Origin of the sequence: Nonlabens sp. Hel1_33_55, assembly GCF_900101765.1 — a bacterium.
Lineage (GTDB): Bacteria > Bacteroidota > Bacteroidia > Flavobacteriales > Flavobacteriaceae > Nonlabens.
Map to the genome: position 1 here is coordinate 798,921 of NZ_LT627735.1, position 19,909 is coordinate 818,829.

At 36.8% G+C, this 19,909-nt stretch carries 21 protein-coding genes; 7 read left to right on the forward strand and 14 right to left on the reverse strand.

Going from position 1 to position 19,909, the window contains the following annotated elements:
- Nucleotide 1 precedes the first annotated feature (1 nt).
- The 9 genes from BLO34_RS03380 to mnmE all read right to left on the reverse strand — a co-directional run bounded on the left by BLO34_RS03380 (nucleotide 2) and on the right by mnmE (nucleotide 8,999).
- The gene (locus BLO34_RS03380; RefSeq protein ID WP_090752588.1) at nucleotides 2–784 is read right to left on the reverse strand and encodes a relaxase/mobilization nuclease domain-containing protein; all 783 of its coding nucleotides are present in this window, start codon (nucleotides 782–784) and stop codon (nucleotides 2–4) included.
- Nucleotides 774–1,400 carry a hypothetical protein gene (locus BLO34_RS03385; protein WP_090752589.1) on the reverse strand — a complete coding sequence of 209 codons (627 nt, stop codon included), beginning with the start codon at nucleotides 1,398–1,400 and terminating at the stop codon, nucleotides 774–776. The genes BLO34_RS03380 and BLO34_RS03385 overlap by 11 nt, the downstream gene beginning before the upstream one ends.
- Nucleotides 1,401–1,409: 9 nt before the next feature.
- Nucleotides 1,410–1,751 (reverse strand): hypothetical protein, encoded by a 342-nt coding sequence (locus BLO34_RS03390; protein ID WP_090752591.1) that lies wholly within the window; start codon nucleotides 1,749–1,751, stop codon nucleotides 1,410–1,412.
- Nucleotides 1,752–1,931: 180 nt separating this feature from the next.
- The gene (locus tag BLO34_RS03395) at nucleotides 1,932–2,789 is read right to left on the reverse strand and encodes a toprim domain-containing protein (protein WP_090752593.1); all 858 of its coding nucleotides are present in this window, start codon (nucleotides 2,787–2,789) and stop codon (nucleotides 1,932–1,934) included.
- 198 nt (nucleotides 2,790–2,987) lie between these two features.
- Nucleotides 2,988–4,190 (reverse strand): primase-helicase family protein, encoded by a 1,203-nt coding sequence (locus BLO34_RS03400; RefSeq protein WP_090752594.1) that lies wholly within the window; start codon nucleotides 4,188–4,190, stop codon nucleotides 2,988–2,990.
- A 96-nt stretch (nucleotides 4,191–4,286) separates the two neighbouring features.
- On the reverse strand, nucleotides 4,287–4,577 hold the full coding sequence (locus tag BLO34_RS03405; protein WP_090752596.1) for a helix-turn-helix domain-containing protein: 291 nt from the start codon (nucleotides 4,575–4,577) through the stop codon (nucleotides 4,287–4,289).
- Nucleotides 4,578–4,726: 149 nt separating this feature from the next.
- Entirely contained in the window at nucleotides 4,727–6,259 is a 1,533-nt protein-coding gene (locus tag BLO34_RS03410; RefSeq protein WP_090752598.1) for a hypothetical protein, read from the reverse strand.
- Nucleotides 6,252–7,391, reverse strand: coding sequence for a site-specific integrase (locus tag BLO34_RS03415; protein ID WP_090752600.1), 1,140 nt, complete (start codon nucleotides 7,389–7,391; stop codon nucleotides 6,252–6,254). The genes BLO34_RS03410 and BLO34_RS03415 overlap by 8 nt, the downstream gene beginning before the upstream one ends.
- A 171-nt stretch (nucleotides 7,392–7,562) precedes the next feature.
- Nucleotides 7,563–8,999 (reverse strand): tRNA uridine-5-carboxymethylaminomethyl(34) synthesis GTPase MnmE, encoded by a 1,437-nt coding sequence (gene mnmE, locus BLO34_RS03420; RefSeq protein ID WP_090752602.1) that lies wholly within the window; start codon nucleotides 8,997–8,999, stop codon nucleotides 7,563–7,565.
- A 119-nt stretch (nucleotides 9,000–9,118) separates the two neighbouring features.
- On the opposite strand from mnmE, the gene BLO34_RS03425 reads away from it, so the two are divergent.
- Nucleotides 9,119–11,587: a prolyl oligopeptidase family serine peptidase gene (locus BLO34_RS03425; protein ID WP_090752603.1), complete on the forward strand. Its 2,469-nt coding sequence runs from the start codon at nucleotides 9,119–9,121 to the stop codon at nucleotides 11,585–11,587.
- 337 nt (nucleotides 11,588–11,924) lie between these two features.
- A complete protein-coding gene (locus BLO34_RS03430; RefSeq protein WP_090752605.1) occupies nucleotides 11,925–12,353 on the forward strand; it encodes a DUF4268 domain-containing protein in 429 nt (142 codons plus the stop codon).
- 83 nt (nucleotides 12,354–12,436) lie between these two features.
- Here BLO34_RS03430 and BLO34_RS03435 read toward each other — a convergent pair whose 3' ends face one another.
- On the reverse strand, nucleotides 12,437–13,405 hold the full coding sequence (locus BLO34_RS03435; RefSeq protein WP_090752606.1) for a Gfo/Idh/MocA family protein: 969 nt from the start codon (nucleotides 13,403–13,405) through the stop codon (nucleotides 12,437–12,439).
- Nucleotides 13,406–13,827: 422 nt separating this feature from the next.
- Between BLO34_RS03435 and BLO34_RS03440 the strand changes: the two genes are divergently transcribed.
- Nucleotides 13,828–14,469 carry a protein-L-isoaspartate(D-aspartate) O-methyltransferase gene (locus tag BLO34_RS03440; RefSeq protein ID WP_090756408.1) on the forward strand — a complete coding sequence of 214 codons (642 nt, stop codon included), beginning with the start codon at nucleotides 13,828–13,830 and terminating at the stop codon, nucleotides 14,467–14,469.
- Nucleotides 14,470–14,596: 127 nt separating this feature from the next.
- On the opposite strand, the gene BLO34_RS03445 is transcribed toward BLO34_RS03440, so the two are convergent.
- On the reverse strand, nucleotides 14,597–15,301 hold the full coding sequence (locus tag BLO34_RS03445) for a LytR/AlgR family response regulator transcription factor (protein WP_090752608.1): 705 nt from the start codon (nucleotides 15,299–15,301) through the stop codon (nucleotides 14,597–14,599).
- A gap of 211 nt (nucleotides 15,302–15,512) precedes the next feature.
- On the opposite strand from BLO34_RS03445, the gene rpsF reads away from it, so the two are divergent.
- From rpsF to BLO34_RS03465, 4 genes are all read left to right on the forward strand, one after another.
- Entirely contained in the window at nucleotides 15,513–15,857 is a 345-nt protein-coding gene (rpsF, locus tag BLO34_RS03450; protein ID WP_090752609.1) for a 30S ribosomal protein S6, read from the forward strand.
- Nucleotides 15,858–15,859: 2 nt separating this feature from the next.
- Nucleotides 15,860–16,156, forward strand: a complete 297-nt coding sequence (rpsR, locus tag BLO34_RS03455) for a 30S ribosomal protein S18 (RefSeq protein ID WP_041496972.1) — start codon at nucleotides 15,860–15,862, stop codon at nucleotides 16,154–16,156.
- Nucleotides 16,157–16,174: 18 nt separating this feature from the next.
- On the forward strand, nucleotides 16,175–16,627 hold the full coding sequence (gene rplI, locus BLO34_RS03460; protein WP_090752611.1) for a 50S ribosomal protein L9: 453 nt from the start codon (nucleotides 16,175–16,177) through the stop codon (nucleotides 16,625–16,627).
- A gap of 62 nt (nucleotides 16,628–16,689) precedes the next feature.
- Complete coding sequence (locus tag BLO34_RS03465; RefSeq protein WP_090752613.1) at nucleotides 16,690–17,184, forward strand: DUF6495 family protein; 495 nt, start codon at nucleotides 16,690–16,692, stop codon at nucleotides 17,182–17,184.
- On the opposite strand, the gene BLO34_RS03470 is transcribed toward BLO34_RS03465, so the two are convergent.
- From BLO34_RS03470 to BLO34_RS03480, 3 genes are read right to left on the reverse strand one after another with little or no spacing between them, the layout of a single operon-like run.
- Nucleotides 17,181–17,759 (reverse strand): methylated-DNA--[protein]-cysteine S-methyltransferase, encoded by a 579-nt coding sequence (locus BLO34_RS03470; RefSeq protein WP_090752614.1) that lies wholly within the window; start codon nucleotides 17,757–17,759, stop codon nucleotides 17,181–17,183. The two genes, BLO34_RS03465 and BLO34_RS03470, sit on opposite strands and share 4 nt — an antisense overlap.
- Nucleotides 17,752–18,993 (reverse strand): ABC transporter permease, encoded by a 1,242-nt coding sequence (locus BLO34_RS03475; RefSeq protein WP_090752616.1) that lies wholly within the window; start codon nucleotides 18,991–18,993, stop codon nucleotides 17,752–17,754. Before BLO34_RS03475 ends, BLO34_RS03470 begins: the two co-directional genes overlap by 8 nt.
- Before the next feature lie 50 nt (nucleotides 18,994–19,043).
- Nucleotides 19,044–19,799, reverse strand: coding sequence for an SDR family NAD(P)-dependent oxidoreductase (locus tag BLO34_RS03480; protein WP_090752617.1), 756 nt, complete (start codon nucleotides 19,797–19,799; stop codon nucleotides 19,044–19,046).
- Nucleotides 19,800–19,909 lie beyond the last annotated feature (110 nt).

Below are 19,909 nucleotides of genomic sequence, written 5' to 3' on the forward strand. Positions count from 1 at the left end.
GTCAAAGCTTAAATTTTATTGATGGTTTGACAGATTCCTGCTTTTGCTTCATAGCTGGAGCAATGGATCTTTTTTCTTGCTGGTTATAAGACAACAACTCTTTAATTCCCTTTAAGGAATAACTTCTATTAATACTTGATCCTTTGTAGTAAACACCGTCTTCATCCTTAAAAGAAATCCCTCTGCCAATCTTCAAGGTAACGCCTATGTTTTTAAGATGAAATTCTAAATCAATTAGATGATCCGATTGTCCAATTGCAATCTTGATCTTCTTTTCTAGAGGTTTCATCCTTTTGTCATTACGTTGAAAAACCTCTTTGTTTTTAGCTTTTTCTAATACACGTTCAACTTTTCTCAACTTGTATTTACGCTCCATTTCCCTGCAGAAGTCCATATTTTTGTAATGGGTAAAGCTATCTGATACGGCTAAGTTATTCTCGCCAATACGTGAGGCCACAATATGAATATGTTCCGATTCAGTTCCTTCCTCATGAATATACACGGCATACATGTGGTCTTCGAATTTATGTTTTGTGGCATAAATATGGGATATGTCAATCCAATCTTGATTATTCAATAGGCCTTTATCCTCTGGAGCCATTCTGATTTTGATGTGATAAGTATTTGCTTCACATCTATCATTAAAGGAGTTATTCAATAGCATTTGTTTAGCGATCTCTCTGCCATTGCCTAAACATTTATTCGTGGTCAATAGTTCGCCACCTCTTTCACAGTAGAGTAGTGCACTAGTGGTATAATGAATCGATTGAAGTTTAGCGATCATTTGATTCAAGTTTATCTAATTGATTTTGAAGCTCTTTTTTCATTTTGTTATCGTTATAGCTCTTCTCTAAGTTTTGAAACCCCACAATAAACGAGCTGTCACGAGCGACCACTTTATTAAATGTTTCTTCAACAATTTTCTCTTTTCCATCTCTAAAGTTTAAGTAAAGTATGTATTTGAAAAACAGTTCATACCTATCCCGTTCAATAACTAGATCACTTCTTCGCACATAATACGGTAGTGCGTATTCTGCAAGCATCACTACAATAAAAAGTCCTACAATTAAAAATTTAAGATGTCTTGCCTTAAAAACTGATTCCTTTCCTATTAAGCTGTATTCATTGCTAATTATTTGTGCTGGAATTTTAGACTTATTATTTAATTCTAGCAAAATATTCTGTTCATTTTCATTTATAGATGCTCTCAAGTTTTTTTCAATGCTTATTATATTTTGGCATTTAGAGTTTAGCATTTCTAGTTGATTAGTAATTTTCTCATCATTTTCACGATTTGAATTTGAACTGTTTTGTTCGTCTATTTTCAGTGAAATTTCTTCAAGGCTATTACTAACGTTTTGCATTAAATTCAAAACTTGATTATTTAATTGATCACTCATAAATCTTGATTATAATTTTGATTTTATTTCTAAAATGTGACTTTTGATCCATTCTAAATCTTTCAAAACTGTACTTTGATCAGCTATCAAAAACTTATAACCTTTATTTAGTTTTCTTGCAATTTGATTCATATTGGATCCGATCATCATTAGATGAGATATGTATATTTTGGTTTGGAGGTTTTGAACAGGTTTTGATATAATTGGTTTATCTAATTTTTCCAAGACGGCAGTCCTATAAAACATGGATGGATTGATCTGTAGCATTTCGCATTGATCGTTGACTAAGTTTTTATCAATTGGATCTAAGTAAAAAATGATCTTCACTTTGTTTCTTTTTTTTGATTTCATTGTTTTATTGTTTTCTTATGAACGATTTTAATTGTGAATAAGCCAGGCGGTTTAGATATCGATTTTGAGCCCAGAGGGTACTAAATGGGTAGGTAAACCACGACTGGCATTAACCTCACAATCTCGAACAGTCAAATTGGTTCTTAGGCTTACCACTTTTTATTTTCAGAAGCAAATGATCTAAACTGGTTTTGATTTTAATTGATTGCGATCAATCAACCATTCGTTCAAATCAATAAACTTTTTATATTTTGGCCGAAAGTCTTTTGCATTTTCGAGCTGATTAAGTAGGGTGATAGTTGCGCGATCACCTGCATTATCATTATCTAAATAGAGCCTGATTGAGCTATAATTTTTCAGAGTATTGATTGATCGACTTACCTGATTAACGGAATTTAGAATGATGAAATCTGCATTCAGTCGATCTATATTTTTGAAAGTCACTATACTCAAGAAATCAAAAATTCCCTCTGTTACAAACACTGTTTTTTTTCCTAAATTGATATATGTAATATCCTTTACCCCAAGACAGTTTTTTAAAGCTGAATTTCTCAACTCCCATCCTCCAGATCGATTCTGAATTCCTATCGAGACATATGATTTTGAATTCACTTTATACGCCACCTGAGTCAGAAATGTCTGTGCATATTTTGATATAAATCTAGAGCTACAATATGATTGTAATTCTTTGTTTAGAACTTTTGTTGTTTCCAATATTTGCGTGTTACTGTTTTCATTTATTGGATCTGCTTTGTGCTGATGAAAAGAAAAACCTTCAAATTTATCGTTGAACATTTTAAGTGCTTTTGTGAATTCTATATTCTCTAGTTTCATGAATAAGTCAATTCCGTTTCCGCCAAAATTGACACCATGATCAAACCAAACATTTTTTTTTAGGTCAACTTTTAATGATGCTGTGCGCTCATTTCTAAAAGGACTCTTAAACCAGGCTTCTCTTTCGTTGGCTTTATTTGGAGTATAGCCCAGCTGTTTTAATAATGATACTATTGGTATTGATTTTGCCTGTCGTGCGTTCATAGTTATGTTTTATAGTAGATAAGTAGATTATTAGCACAATAGATTGAAGACTAGTTCATTGTAAGTCTACTAATATCTACTTATCTACTTTTTATAAATTACTCTTGAAATTCATCTACTTAGCTACTTTTGATATTAAAGAAGTAGATCTGAAGTAGATTATTAACTAATTGTTTTATAAATACTTACATTTAATATCTACTTATCTACTAATTTTCTGTTTAGTGTGTAGAACTTTCCTTTTTTTCTGATTGTAGCAAAGTCACCAATCGGATCTTTTATGATTTTATCATAATTGGATGAATTTTGTAAAGGCAGAATATTGAAATGATTAAGAAGTATGTCTTTCAAGGAAGATTTAGTTTCTCCAATTTCTTCTTTAGTAATGGTGTATAAGTCTCCCAACGTGAATTGTAATTGATCTCTACCCAGCTCGTCCATAAGATCAATAAGAAATAATTCTAATTCAATAAGTTTTGGATGTCTACTGGCTCGTTTTAGATTTACTAAAGCTTGAGTTTCTAATTCTTTTGGATCGAAATGCATTCTTCCAACTCTAGTTGTACTGAGTTTACGGTGAGTTAAATAATGTAAAAAATGCGGTATTTCCTTTTTAAGATGTTTAAGTATATTCACATCGTCTTCTTTCAAAACAGGAATTTTTCGAACCCAAAACCTAGTTTCGTCTTGATCAATTTTTATAAATGTGGTCTCATGATTACTAATTGGGATAAATTTCCCATAAAAATTGACACTTTTACGATCTTTATTTTTACTCTCTGATTGAGCTTTATAAGATGTACTTAGGAACTTCATTGTCTCGACAACCTGCTGGAGGCTTATCATGGTCTCATCAATGATTAAAACCAAGTTGTTAAGCCAATCTCCGTTAAATTGACTAGCCAAATCCCTTACTCCGATAAACAAAGCGTTGTCCTCGTAGATGTCTTTAATCCACTTACCAAAGGTGCTTTTACCTGTATTCCTTTCTTTCGAGACTAAACATAGTACAGGAAGAAAATGTTTAGGATCTAAATACATTATTTGTAGATAGTCCAGACCTAATTCCATTTGTTCTCCAAAAATGTGTTTTAGAAATTCTAGTGTGATAGTTACATCTCCTTCTTTAGGAATATGGGACAAGCAAGAGTACTCGTTCAAATAGTCTCCTATCTCTTTTTTGAGCCCAATATTGTCTGGCTCATAAATAAAACCATCATATTTAGGAATCCCATTAGCAAAATCTTTACTATGGTCATTAACAATATTTTGATACGACCAGCGAATGATTTTCGTTCGAAACTCATTGTCTCCAACAGGAAACTGTGAAAATTTAAAAGTGTCGGTACCTACACGAGCATACCAATTTCTTTCGTCATGGTTTTCTTTACTATTTTTCATTGCATATAATTTGCAATGCATCACTCAATACTATAATTTTACTTTATCACAAGGAATTATAGACCTCAAGTAATACATCTAGTTTGCTTGAGGTTTTTATTTTGAGATCTTATTATTAAGTATGTAGCTAGTGGCTTCTGATGCTAATTGCTGTGAAGACTTCACACCATTAGTAAGCATCCATTCTTCGACCTCTTTCTTACTGAAATACAATACCTTACCTAATGGTTTATAGAACGGTATTTGCTTTTTAGAGGTTAAAGTATAGATATACTTTTTTGAAAGTCCCGTAAATAGTGAGACTTCATCTGCGGTTAGGACAGCCTTATTGTTACATAAAGCATCTTCTATTCTATTTAATTGGTCTTTTAATTCTAAATCGTTCATTGATCCTTATTTAAGATTAATGAACAGGCCTGTTCGCTATTGTTCGATATCGGAAACAAACCTATTTCAAAAAGAACTAACAGAAAATTATCTTGCTGAATTGATAGAAATTAAAATTAAAAAACTGTAAATCAGTAATTTAAAATGCATCAATATTTTGAACAAGATAAAATTTGTTCTGAATGTGGATCAAGTGTGGCATTTGTAATATCAGTGGGTAAATGCCTTTTAAACTTTAAATAGTTGGATTTCAAAGTAGATGCTGAAAATCCTATTTTAAAATCATATAGAAACATCAGAGCTAAAGTTTTAAAAACCTCCTCCTGATTGTCAAACACAATTTTGTTTTTAAGTACTATTGTGAAAAGTGCTTTTTGAAGCTTATCCTTAACATTTCTTGGAAAATTAATCAAAGGTTTTTCAAGAGAATAATTCAATAATGGGTCGATTGAAGAGTCACTAGTTTGTTCTTCAACAGAAAAAGTGTTAACCAATAAATTTATTCTCAAAGCCATTTCTTTTTTTAAATTCTTTTTAATTGATATTCCAGAATACGAAATCAAGATGTTGTTTAAAATAGTTATAAAGTCTTTATGGTTAAAACCTGATTTTAAAATAAGAGGTTTAAAGTTTTTACCAAAAATTGGATTACGACATGAGAGCTTATAATTGTCTATCCATTCGAAATAGATTAGGTTTTGAGATAATATATATCTGTCACTAACCTCTAAATCGTCGATTTCTTCTTGATATAGCCTTGAATCTTTTTGATTTTCTGCATCGGGATCTATTACTGGTAGATGGTGTAAATTGAACATGCGTTTATCAAAGGCAGTACTTCCTGTTATCCACGGCTCGTCAGTTAAATAATCGCACGAATTATAGGATACCTTAAATCGTTCAAATACTGGTTGACGAGATAAATTATCCAAGCGTAAAAGATTAATTAGTTCGTTCTTTCGATTGATTAAATCATTTTTTATTTCAGCTTTTTGAAAATACCCATGGTAACGTTCAATCCATTCCCTATGAGTTAAACAATAAATAAAACATCGTTCAAACTTTAAGTTACTAAAGTTGACGGATTTGTCTAAGTTAAATTGGCGAAAATTTTCAATTATTTCATTCTTGACCTGAAAATACCTATTGTAAGGATAATTAGAACTTAAATCACGTTCGAGATATTGAACAACTGAGTTTAATATTTGAACCAATTTCACAGAAAATATAGTTTTACAAATATTATTGTCTCTCAAAAGAGATTTAATATCTGTTTCATATAATGTTATTTCATGTTTTACTGTATCAATTATTTCTCTTTTTGTTTGATCCAGTTTGTCCCAATCATAGAAATAATCAAGGACGTAGTCTAATTTATCGATAGGGTCAAATATTCGTTTAGTTGGGAATGGAAAACCATTCTTCAAATCATTTACTACCCAAACCTCATCAAATGATTCATTAAAGCTTTCATATTCTATGCTTATGTTAGCGAATAACTCAATGTTTTCTATACTAACCTCGAGTGTTCTTATAACATTTTTAAAAACCCATAAAAATTGATATTCACTCAAATGGTATAAATCGTATGTTAATTTATCTGGGAAATTATTTTGGTTTCCTTGAACAATACCTTTCAATACTTTTTTTGTCGTCCTATTTATTTTAAAATCTTTATGCATTGTTTTGAATTTTTAATTCAGGTATAAGCTCTGCGGCCTCTTTCATTTTTTCATCAATGATCTTAGCGTAAATCTCCGTGGTTCGAAGCTCACGATGCCCTAATCTTTTAGATACCGTATAAATATCAGCGCCCATTGTAAGTAGGAGTAGTGCATTGGTATGTCTAGCGCTATGAAATGTAATATGTTTTGGAATACCAGCTCGAATGCACCATTTCAAAAGCTCTGCATTATAAGTTGCTCCATATTTGAGTCCTTTAAAAACTTTTTCAAATTCACCTCGTCTACTTCCCATGAGATCTCTTGATTGCTGGCTTATCGGTAAATATTCCATTCCCTTAGTTTTCTTCTGGCGAAAATTAATTTTACATCCATTAGGTTCGTCCCTCACTTCATACCATTTTAGTTTATCAATATCGGACCACCTTAATCCTGACAAGCAAGAAACCAAGAACGCATTTTTTAATTGTGGATACTTACAGTAAGTACGAGCCAATTTTTCTAATTCATTCATCGTTAAATATTCTCGATTAGATTCAGCCATTTCAAAAGATTTTGCAGCTTTTCGTAGGTCTTTGTCTAAGAAGTTTTCTTCGAACGCCCGGCGCAGACAAGCTTTGAACTTGTTGTAATAGGTATGTTTTGTATTCTGAGATAAACTAGTGTGAGATTTTGTTTTTGCGGTTTGATCCAAGTACTTTCTAAACCCTCTGACAAAATCTTCGTTTACGTCTTCAAATGTGTAATGGCTAGGACAGTATCTTTCTAGATGTAATCCGGCTGCGTCCCAATTATCATAGTTCCCTTTACTCTCAAATCTCTCTTCTTTGAGCTTGGTATAGTACTCAAGAAAGTTTGTGTTTTTCTTTCTAGTGTTTGCAATTTTATACTTCCCTTGAAGATGCTCCGACTTGCGTATAGAAAGAATGTTTTCAGCTAACTCTAGATTTTCTTTATTTTGATTTTGAATCTTTCTTTCCTTGGAACTGTTATCCAGATAAAGGTTGAGATACTCAAATGACCTTCTATGTTTTCTCTTTCCAGTATCATCAACGGTAGAGCCATTGTAGTATTCAATAAATAAGCTTTCTCTAGAATTTTTGAGTTTTTTACTTTTAAGAGTGATTTTCATTTTCGATGTACTTTGTACACCTCTCGAAAAATGCTGCAAGGCAAGATGTACTAATGAGGTACTAAATGTAGAACCATCATTGAATATACACAACTAAAGTTGTGAACAAATATCTGTAAATCAGTTATTTGTTCGTTTTGGTAATCTTTTGATTCTTGTTGTTTCACTTATTTACTTCCCGATGCAAAACTGCGAGAAAATATTACCCAACAATTCATCATTTGTAATCTCACCCGTGATTAGGCCTATGTGCTCTGCAGTGGCTTTGATGTCTATAGCAAGGAACTCGCTAGAGATATCGTTTTCGATGCCTTGTTGTACTTCCATGAGCGTTGCGTATGCTTTTTGTAGCGCATCATAATGTCTAGCATTACTCACGATGCTGTCGTCTGCGCTTAGCGCGCCGCTTTGGAAACTAGCAACTAGTGCTTCTTTCAATTCCTCAACGCCTGTACCTGATTTTGCACTTAGAGATATTACTATAGTTTCTGGTGAGCGTTTGGTAAGTTGTTTAGTGATTTCGGCGTGTTCCAGTCCAGTGATTTCGTCTAGCTTATTGAGAACTACCACGATGGGTTTGTCTGGAAACTTTTCCTTCATGATCTGAATGCGCATCAAGCAGTGAACTATTCGCGGATTAGTATTGAGCTGTGTAGCATCTAATAGATAGAGTACCAATCTGGATTGTTCTGCTTTTGAATAACTGCGTTGGATACCCATCGTCTCGATGGTGTCTGTCGTCTCGCGTATTCCAGCTGTGTCGATGAATCTGAATCTGATTCCCTCAATGTTGATCTCGTCCTCGATACTATCTCTGGTAGTTCCTGCAATATCACTTACAATAGCTTTATCCTCATTAAGTAAAGCATTCAGTAATGTAGATTTACCAACATTGGGTTCTCCCACGATGGCGATAGGGATTCCAGACTTTAGAACGTTGCCCAAAGCAAAGGAATCAATAAGTTTTCTAAGCGTCTTTTGACTTTCTGCAAGTAATTTTTTCAAGTCATCTCTATTGGCAAACTCTACATCTTCCTCGCTAAAATCTAGTTCCAGCTCAATCATACTAGAGAAGTTCAATAATTGCTTTCTCAAATCTTGCAGCTCGTTAGAAAATCCACCGCGCATTTGCTGGATGGCCATCTGGTGCGCCGTTTCACTTTCTGATGCGATTAGGTCGGCCACAGCTTCCGCTTGTGATAAGTCCATCTTTGCGTTCAAGAAGGCTTGTAGTGTGAATTCACCTGCTTTTGCGGCTCTCGCACCCTTGCGCAGACACAATCCTATGATTTCTTGCTGTATGTAGATGGACCCATGACAGGAGAATTCCACAACGTCTTCGCCCGTGTAAGATCTAGGACCATCAAATCGCGTCAACAATACCTGATCTACGACACGATCGCCATCCAGAACGTGTCCTAATGTTACGGTATTAGGATGCAGTCGTTCGTATAGTTTTGCATTTGGTTTTGATTTCGCTTTCGCGAAAGCGGGAACAAAAACACCACCAGCAATAGCATGAGCATCGGGTCCAGAAAGTCGTATTACTGCAATGGCCCCAGATCCTGCTGGCGTCGCCAGTGCTACAATGGTATCGTTTTTAAACATATGACAAAGGTAATAGCTTCACGCCTCAAATGTGTGGTGCGGATGCTAAACTCTCCTAAAGCACCATCAAATTACCAAAGTTTGATGCTATATTTAGAGGACTAGAAAACCTTTTAATTATGAGAAATCTACAATTATGGGTGGCTGTTTGTGTTTTATTCGCTTTCGCGAAAGCGAACTCACAAGAAAAGCTAACCTACCAACAACCATCTGAAGAAATCATGAAACTCGTGGATTATGATCGCCCGCCATGGGTGCTCATCGACGAGAATGCAGAAAATATGGTGCTCATGTACCGCGACACCTACAAGTCCATTGCAGATTTGTCAGAGGAAGAAATGCGTCTGGGTGGTCTGCGTATCAATCCTAAAACCAACATTGGAAGTCGTACTACTTTTTACGATAAGGTTGCTATTCAAAAAGTAGGATCTAAGGAAATGACTGCGGTTAAAGGACTGCCTGCGCAACCAAAACTGTCCAATGTCAACTGGTCTCCAGATGAATCCATGATCGCCATGACACACACTACCACAAACGGTACTGAGGTTTGGGTGCTGGACGTTGAAAAAGCAACGGCCCGCAAACTGACAGATGATACTGTCAATGCAAATATGGGAAACCCTATTGATTGGTATGAAGACGGCAGCGCTTTAATGGTCAAAATGCTGGCTACAGATCGTAAACCGCTAATCGATACGAGTATTGCAGTACCTGAAGGACCTACCATTTCTACTAGCGACGGTAGCAAAGCACAAAACAGGACCTATCAAGACTTATTGAAAAACCCAGCAGATGAGCATAATTTTGAGCAACTGGCATTAAGCCGATTAGTCAAGGTAAATTTGGATGGTACTGCAACCGATTTTCTTTCAGGTGCTATGTATACCAGCCTGAGTTTTTCACCTGATGGATCGCATGTAATGGTTTCCAAACTTCAAAAGCCATTCTCTTATATAGTGACTTACGGTAGATTCCCAGAAAAATCTACGGTTTATGACCTTGATGGAAATAAAGTAGCGGTCGTTAACGATGTCCCACTTATTGAGGAAATGCCACAGGGATTCATGGCTGAACGTGAAGGAAAACGTAATGTTTCCTGGCGTGCAGATAAACCTCATACTCTAATGTATGCTGAGGCTCTTGACGGTGGTGATCCTGAGAAAGATGTTCCTTATCGGGATATCGTCTATAGTTGGGAAGCTCCATTTAACGACAATAGCGCGACTGAATTACTTAAAACAAAAGACCGTTTTTCAGGAATTCAGTTTGGCGATGATGATACAGCCATTGCTTACGACTATTGGTGGAACACTAGAAATACAAGAACTTACGTATTCAATCCATCTGATAACTCTGTAGAGCCTAAGGTTATTTCTGACCGCAGCTACCAGGATGTCTATTCAGATCCAGGTAATTTTGTAACTACCAAAAATGAATTTGGTAACAGCGTACTTCAATTGGATGGCGATATGGCATATCTAATGGGTGATGGATACAGTGATGAAGGTCAATTTCCTTTTGTTGACCAAATGAATTTAAAAACTGGATCCACAAAAAGAATTTATAAATCACAATACACTGACAAAAAAGAATCTCTGGTGGAGTCTCTTGACATGGATAAAGGGCTGGTTTTGGTACGAATTGAAGGACCAACGGAATATCCCAATTATTACATCAGAGACATTAAAAAGAAAAACAAGCTAAATCAAATAAGCTTTTTCGAGAATCCATTTTCTGGCTTGCAGAATGTCCATAAGGAATTGGTTACCTATAAAAGAGATGATGGTGTTGATTTGAGTGCTACGCTTTACTTGCCGCCTAATTATGATATGAAGAAGAAGGAGAAACTACCTATGTTGGTCTGGGCTTATCCACGGGAATATAAAGACGCAGCAAGCGCTGGACAAAACACACAAAATCCAAACGAATTTATCTATCCATCATATGGAAGCTTTGTGTATTGGGTTATGAAAGGCTATGCCGTGCTGGATGATGCAGCATTTCCCATCATAGGTGAAGGAGATGAAGAGCCTAATGATACTTTTATCCCACAACTGGTAGCAAACGGAAAAGCGGCAATCGATGCCGTTGATGATATGGGATATATTGATAGAAATAGAGTAGGAGTTGGCGGTCACAGCTATGGCGCCTTTATGACGGCAAACCTGCTGGCTCATTCTGATCTATTTGCCGCTGGAATTGCAAGGTCTGGAGCTTATAATAGAACGTTGACACCTTTTGGATTCCAAAGTGAGGAGCGTAACTATTGGGAAGCACCAGACATTTACAATACTATGTCACCATTCATGAATGCCGAAAAAGTTGATGAACCTATCCTATTGGTTCACGGACAGGCAGATAACAACAGCGGTACGTATCCATTACAAAGTGAGCGTTATTTCAATGCTTTGAAAGGATTAGGCGCAACAGCAAGACTTGTTATGTTGCCTAAGGAAAGCCACGGATATGCAGCTAAAGAATCCATTCTTCACGTTTTATGGGAACAAGATCAGTGGTTGGAAAAGTACGTGAAGAACAAACCATCCACATCCAGCGATATGAAAGCAGACAAAAAGATGAAAGGATAATTTATTCTAGTTCTTAGTAGCAGTCTCAACATACTCTGATTTGAGATTATAAATTATAAAATGCGATTCTCTTCCATAAGGGAATTGCATTTTTTAATGCTTCGGTTTCAATGGCTTCAAATGTTGAAATAATATATAGTCAAGCAGTGTCGGCTATGCTATTTAAATACTTATACAAATCTATTTCTTGATTAATTATAAGATCATTCTTACTAGCAGAATTTTCTAATTACCAAAGGCAGGATATATTAAGTATTAAAACTTTTGAGATCGTAGATCTCCACTAAAAACTACCAGGGAAATCTATAAACTAAATCCAGCACCGTAATTTTGATCTATGTTTTCAATAGAAGAAGCTAAACAGGTGCGTCAGGATTTCTGGACGTTTTTTGGAAAGCGGTATCATCGCAAGTGGACGCTGTATGACACAAAGCTAAAAGATGTTAACCTCAAATTTTCAATGGAAAATAATCAAGCCATTATCTCACTGGACATAGAACATGATGACATTATCTTCCGGCATTATTATTTTGAAAAGTTTGAAAGCTTTAAATCGGTGATGGAGGATGAAGTTAGTGCTGATTTAATATTCGAAAGAGACCATATCCTAGAGTCAGGAAAAGTCATATCGAGAATCTACGTTAGCATGGATAACGTCAAAATAACTCGGAAAACCGACTGGCCAACGGTCTATGAGTTCTTCTATGAGAACATGGATAAATTGGAAACCTTCTTTTGGGAATACAAAGATTTTATTGAGGATTGAGACCCAAAATCCATTTTCAAATAAATCTCCGTACTAAATTTCAGAAGCGTTGATTTCCTTAAAAAGCCAAAGTAACAAAGAACTTACAACGATTTAAAATTCTCAATCACTTTCATCGCTACATCAAGCGCCGCAGTTCCATCTTCAAGACTTACTACAGGTGTCGTGTTATTTTCAATGGCGTCTGCAAAAGTTTCCAGCTCCATTAGAATGGCGTTGGTTTCCATGATGTCTGGATTGTCAAAGTAGATCTGCTTTTTTATTCCTTCCGCATTTTGTAGGATCATATCAAAATCTCCAGGAACTTCTGGTGCATCCTTCATACGTACCACTTCTACTTTTTTAGTCAAGAAATCAACTGATATATAAGCATCTCGTTGGAAGAATCTCGCCTTACGCATTTTTTTAAGACTGATGCGGCTCGCAGTTAAATTAGCAACACAGCCATTTTCAAATTCTATACGTGCATTTGCGATATCTGGAGTTTCTGAGATTACACTTACTCCACTAGAACTAACATGTTTCACAGGGCTTTTAACCACACTCAAGATGGCGTCAATATCGTGAATCATGAGATCCAGTACCACACTCACATCAGTACCACGTGGGTTAAATTCTGCCAGTCGGTGAGTTTCAATGAACATGGGATTTTCGATGCGATCCTGCACGGTTCTAAAGGCATCGTTGAAACGTTCTACTTGTCCCACCTGACCTTTGACATTATTCTTTCGCGCAAGCGATATCAACTCGTTTGCTTCTGCCACGGTAACCGTGATTGGTTTTTCAATGAATAAATGTTTTCCAGCTTCGAGAACCTTCTTACCAGATTCATGGTGATAAGTCGTTGGTGTCACGACATCCACCATGTCGCAGGCTGCTATGAGTTGGTCAATGTCTTTGAAATAGGTGTACCCAAATTCTTTCTCCAATTCCTGCGCATACGCCTCATTAGCATCGTAGAATCCTACCAAATCATATCGGCTGGACTGTTGTAATAATTTCAAGTGAATCTTTCCCAAATGTCCTGCTCCCAGAACGCCAGCTTTCAACATATTGCTTGTGTTTCCTACAAAAATAGGGATTTGGAACTGATTTTATCACAATGCGTTGGACTACCTTTTTTGATTGCTTATTTAATTGAAAGTCATTGTTTTTTTGGGCGTTCCCTTCCCGATTGCCATCGGGAAAGGTCGGGCTTTACGCTGCAATTCCTCGCTTGCTGCGCCGCTGCGGGATTTCCACTTCAATCCCTAACGCAACAGCTCAGGTAGTAAGTAAATAGTTTTCAATGATATAATAAGATGAGCTAATCTACTAAAAGCTAAAATCAGGTTCCAAAACAGAACGTCAATATATAAAGCATCTCTATAAATAATTGAGCATATTCAGTGAAACATATTTGTTGTGAATAACTGTGCTTAAAAACGGACGGAGAGTTTCTTATGATTTATCCTTAGCACTCTATTTTTGCGTCATCAAAGATGATTTTATACATAAAGGAAAACGGCGCCATCTCATGCAACTCATGCGTGATAAGGGAATTTGCGACCATAGCGTTCTTGAGGCGATTAACACGGTTCCTCGTCACCTTTTTTTAGACAGTTCGTTTTTGGAACATGCTTACCAAAATAAAGCCTTTCCCATTGGTGCTGATCAAACCATATCTCATCCCTATACAGTGGCCTTTCAGAGTGAGTTATTACATGCACAAGCTGGTGACAAGATTCTTGAAATAGGAACAGGTAGCGGCTATCAGTGCGCTGTATTGTTGGAAATGAAATTGCAGGTGTATACTATTGAAAGACAAAATGAGCTTTTTAAGAGAACAAGTTCGCTATTCAAAAAACTGAGGTATCGACCGCGTAAGTTTGTTTTTGGCGATGGTTATTTGGGATTACCTAATGAAGCTCCATTTGACGGAATTATAGTCACCTGCGGTGCGCCAGACATCCCTGAATCATTATTAAGTCAACTTAAAATAGGAGGTAGGCTTGTGATTCCCGTAGGAACTGATGAACAGATTATGACACTCGTTGTACGAGACTCAGAAACAGATTACAGTAAAACTACGTATGGTGAATTTAGGTTTGTTCCATTTTTGGGAGGAAAAGAATAGGTTGATTTCCAGTTATTCCATAGACCGTTCTTAACAGCGTCTCAAATTCTTTTTGCTTTCGCGAAAGCGTAAAAACAAGGAAGCCCAACAAATATGTTGAGCTTTGATAGTATGATATGGATTCAGTTTAAAATTGAGACAACGCCTCAACTAGATCTGATTTGCGATTACGACTTAACGGTAAAACTTCGTTATCCAATTCCACCGCTTTTGAGTTGAATTTTTCTACACGGCGCAGGTTCACTATGTATGATTTGTGAATACGTAGAAAATCTTCTTCAGGTAGTTGCTTTTCAAAAGCTTTCATAGTAGAAAGAACCACTAGACTTTCATTTTCAGTTATCAGTTTTACATAATCACCTAAGGCTTGTATAAATTTCAAATCCTTTAGATACACTTTACGTTTCTTAAGGTTGCTTTTGACAAAGATGAATTCACCTTTATCCTCAACCATCTCTGTTCTCATCTTGTGCGCAAGAAGAGCACGCTCCACAGCATAAAGGAATCTGTCCTTTTTAATGGGTTTTTGTAAATAATCGATCGCACTGTAATCAAAAGCTTTAAAAGCATATTTGGTTTGACCAGTAACGAATATTACTCCAGGTTTTTCTGTAATATCGTCCAATAAGTCAAAACCTGTTAGAATAGGCATCTCTACATCCAGAAATATGAGATCTACACCAGCGTCTTTTATCGCTGCCTTAGTTTCTATGGCATTGCTAAATTCTCCCGCCAGTTTTAAGTTAGGATGGTTTTCTATAAGCTTGACAATGGCAAGTCGCTGTATGCTTGAATCGTCAACGACAAAGCATTTGAGTACAGTATCTGTCATAAGTGTAATCTGGTTAGATAAAAACTAAACAATACTAATACCTTTATAGACGAAATGCAAATAAAAGTGTTCATTAATCGATACTTTACGTTTTTTTAACGAATTGAGGTATAATAATTTTGCGAGTTAAAAGTCGATTAACTTACTATATTTTAAGTTGCTGTATTTAAGGAAAAACTGTATTTTTGCACTCGTTTTAAAATAATGTAACATGAATCAATACGAAACTGTTTTCATTTTGAATCCCGTTTTATCTGATGATCAGGTAAAGGAAACAGCTAAGAAGTTTGAGAATTTTCTTACTGAGCGCGGTGCCAAAATGGTAGCTAAAGAAGATTGGGGCCTTAAAAAAATGGCTTACACAATCGACAACAAGAAGAGTGGTTTTTACCACCTATTTGAATTCACCGCACCAGGTGAGGTCATCAACGAGTATGAGGTTGAATTCCGTCGTGACGAGCGCGTGATGAGATACCTTACTGTAAGACTTGATAAGTATGCTATCGAGTGGGCAGAAAAAAGAAGAAGTAGAATGTCTAAAAAATCTCAAGCTTAATTATGGCAACATTACAACAACAAGCTAAAGGTAAAAAGGACGGTGACATACGTTACCTGTCTCCTTTAAAGATCGAGACTCAAGAGAGAAAAAAATACTGTCGTTTCCAACGCAGCGGTATTAAATACATAGACTATAAGGATCCTGATTTCTTGATGGGTCTTGTTAATGAGCAAGGGAAAATTCTTCCTAGACGATTGACTGGAACTAGTCTTAAATATCAGCGTAAGGTAGCCGTAGCGATCAAGAGATGTAGACACATCGCTTTGATGCCATTTGAAGGTGACCTTTTAAAATAATCTAATCAGACTCAAACAATGGAACTAATACTAAAACAAGATGTAGAGCACCTAGGCTTTACTGACGATGTGGTTACTGTTAAGCCTGGTTATGGCCGTAACTTTTTAATACCTCAAGGAAAAGCTGTAATGGCGACTCCAGGAGCTAAAAAGCAACTTGCTGAAACTGTTAAGCAGAGAGCTCACAAAGAAGCTTCAAATGTAAAGGCAGCACAATCACAAGCTGATAAATTGAATGATCTAGACCTTAAAATGGCTGTTAAAGCTGGTGAAGGTGATAAATTGTTCGGTTCTGTAACTACTGCAGACCTTTCTGATGCTCTTGCAAAAGAAGGTATCGAGATCGACAAGAAATTCATATCCATTGCTGGTGGTAACATCAAGCGATTGGGATTGTATGAAGCAACTGTACGTTTCCACCGTGAAGTACAGACTTCTTTCTCATTTGATGTTGTCGCTACAAAAGGATAACACTTAATTGAATTGAATAGAGCCGTTCCAATGATTTGGGACGGCTTTTTTATGGAACAGCTATGAAGTATAGAAGACTTACTAAGGAACAACTGGAAGAATTACATCCAGAATTTATCAACTTTCTCGCTACTCAATCCATTGACGCTGCAGAATGGGCAAAAATTAAAGAAGAAAAGCCAGAGGTTGCAGAAGAAGAAATAGACGTTTTCTCTGATCTCGTTTGGGAAGGCGTGCTGGGAAAGGCAGAATTCTTAGAACACATTAGTCCACAGACGATGAATCTTTTTGAACTGCGTGAAAAAGATATGGGATTGATTTCCATTATTGTGGGCGACAACAAGATTGATATCACTACCGCAACAGGTTACAAATGGTTGCAAAACAATCTGCTCGATGAAGAGGTGAAAATCTTCACCGCAAATAAAACATATGGCGAAGATGCCAATGTTGACAAATTCAAACTCATTGAGTCTGGCGCCGTGATTACAAAAGGCGACCTCTTTCGTTATTTTGACGATTTGATGGAAATGGGAAAAGAAAAAAACGGTTTCTAAAACAAACGTCGTTGACCATTGTAAAGGTCAATTCCTTCTAGTTTAAGTAATTGTTCTTTAGCTCTCAATCCGCCTGCATAGCCGGTCAAAGATCCATCGCTTCCTATCACGCGATGGCAGGGAATAATTATCGATAAGGCATTGGCACCATTGGCCGCCGCTACGGCACGGACATCTTTGGGAGACTTTGAGTTACCGATATCTTTAGAAGGTTGCGATGTATTGTTTTGAGTTCGCTTTCGCGAAAGCGAACTATACGAAATCGTCTCACCATAGTTAATTCCTTGCAGAGTTGACCACACACTTTTCTGAAAGTCAGAACCACACAGTAGCAAAGGCAAGTTGAATGTTGTACGCTCACCCTCAAAATATTCTGTGAGTTGTTCGATGCACTGATTCAATATTTCATGAGATCCAATCGTCGTGGAGGAATCGCAAAACGATTCAATTCGTTGGTCAATTTGGGTACGCATCTTGCGATAGGTCCAGTCACAGAGGCATAGTTGATTATTGAAAACTCCTAGAGTTAAATCTCCAACTGGTGATTTGTAATTTTGGATGATGATGTTATTCATATCTCAAAGCCTCAATAGGATCCAGTCTTGAGGCCTTGATGGCAGGAATAATTCCAGAGAAAATAGTGATTACAATAGATATGATAATCGCCCAAACAATTGCCGTCCAAGGAATCTCAAACGGAATCTCGAACCCAGCCGAAACACCCCAACCAATCAACATTCCCAGAATAATCCCAACGATGCTACCGTACTGACTTACCAACAGGGTCTCGATGAAGAATTGCCAAGAAATGGTAGAACGTTTTGCTCCTAAAGCTTTACGAACACCTATTTCTCTTGTTCTCTCTGTAACAGAAACCAGCATAATATTCATTAATGCGATCGAACTACCAAAAATGGTTATCACGCTTATAATAATTGCCGCTGCATTCAATGCAACGCTTATTTCATTGACAGATGACATTAATTCATCACGTTGTACGATGCCAAAATTATCTTCCTCAACAGGTGTCAACCCGCGAATGCTGCGCATTAATAGCGTAGCCTCATCTCTGGCTGCATCCATCAATTGCTGATCCAGTACTTTAACGCTTATGTCATAATTGATATTAGGCAGCGTATAGATACTGCGTGCTACATTTAAAGGGATCAAAACTCGTAAATCCACATTGTTACCAAAAGTAGATCCCTTTTCCTCCAACAAACCAATGACTGTAAATTTATTGCCACGTATACTGATAGTTTGACCTATTGGATTGAGCCCTTGGAAAAGTGCATCTTCCATATCGCTTCCAACCAATGCCACTCTGGAATTGTTCTCAACATCACTAGCAGACAAGCCACGACCGTCCAAAATTTTGGTACCGCTATTATCCACAAAATGCGCATTGATACCGCTTACAATGACTTTGGGCTTTGTTTTACGGTCTTCGCTTTTTACCTCTGCCTGTGAGGTTGCTTGAAATGAAACGCCAACTTGAGATGTAGGAAAAGAATAATCGCTTTCAAATGCACGCACATCGCTATAACCTATTATGGGATTGATCTTACGTACCTCACCGCCACCACTACGCTGTATGCCCAATGAATAGCGTTGTATACTAAAAGTGTTGGTCCCGATATCAGAAAAACCATCGCTTAAGGTACGTTCCAATGCATTGACCGCGCTCAATATCCCAACCAAAGCCGTTATTCCTATGGCAATGATAAAAACGGTCAAAATAGTACGCAGCAGTTGACCTTTAATGTTCTGCTGCGCGATGCTTAGGTTTTCCTTGAATAATCCTATCATGTCAAATAGGACGCAAGCTTAATTACCTTGTTACAAATTTTCACTGATTTTTATAAGGAAATACCACCATCTGCCACATAAGTAGAACCTGTAGTGTAGCTGCTCATATCGCTAGCTAGAAAAGCCACCAGTTTTGACATCTCTTGCTCCGTTCCATATCTTTTCAAAGGGACTTGCTGTTCAAAGTCTTTTTTTACAGCTGCTGCATCATCACCTAGGCCGCTTTCAATCTGATTCATCATTCTGCTATCGATAACTCCTGGATGGATGGTATTAACTCTAATTTTACGTGGTGCAAGTTCGAGCGCAGCCGTTCTCATAATTCCTATGACCGCATGTTTGCTAGTTACATAAGCGACCATTCCAGCGGTTCCCTGTAATCCAGCTACCGAACTTGATATAATGATACTGCCGCCATCATTCATATAAGCTGGCGCATATTTCATTCCCAGAAAAACTCCCGTGACGTTCACGGCCATCACTTTTTCAAATTCCTTGAGATCAAAATCTGGCATTTTTGCGACTGGACCTTCAATTCCCGCATTGTTGTGGAATATATCAATGGCACCGAATTTCTTTTTGGCTTCCTTAAAATATCTTTCTACTTGCTTTTCATCTGTGACATCAGCAACTACGTAATCGATATGATCGCTGTCTGCTTTCTTAATTCTTTTTTTGAGAGCATCTTCTTCTAAATCAACCAAAACCACTTTGGCTCCATAGCTCATTAATGTTTGAGCTGTTGCAAATCCTATCTCACCAGCGCCACCTGTAATAACGGCTACTTTTCCTTTTAAATCTTTCATTTTTCTTAGTTTTTATTTAAAGATATTTTCTAAGCATTGTTTCTACCGTTAAGGAACTAGTAAAATGTTTGAAGATCAAGATGGGTTTGGCTCGTACTGCCAGTCAATTC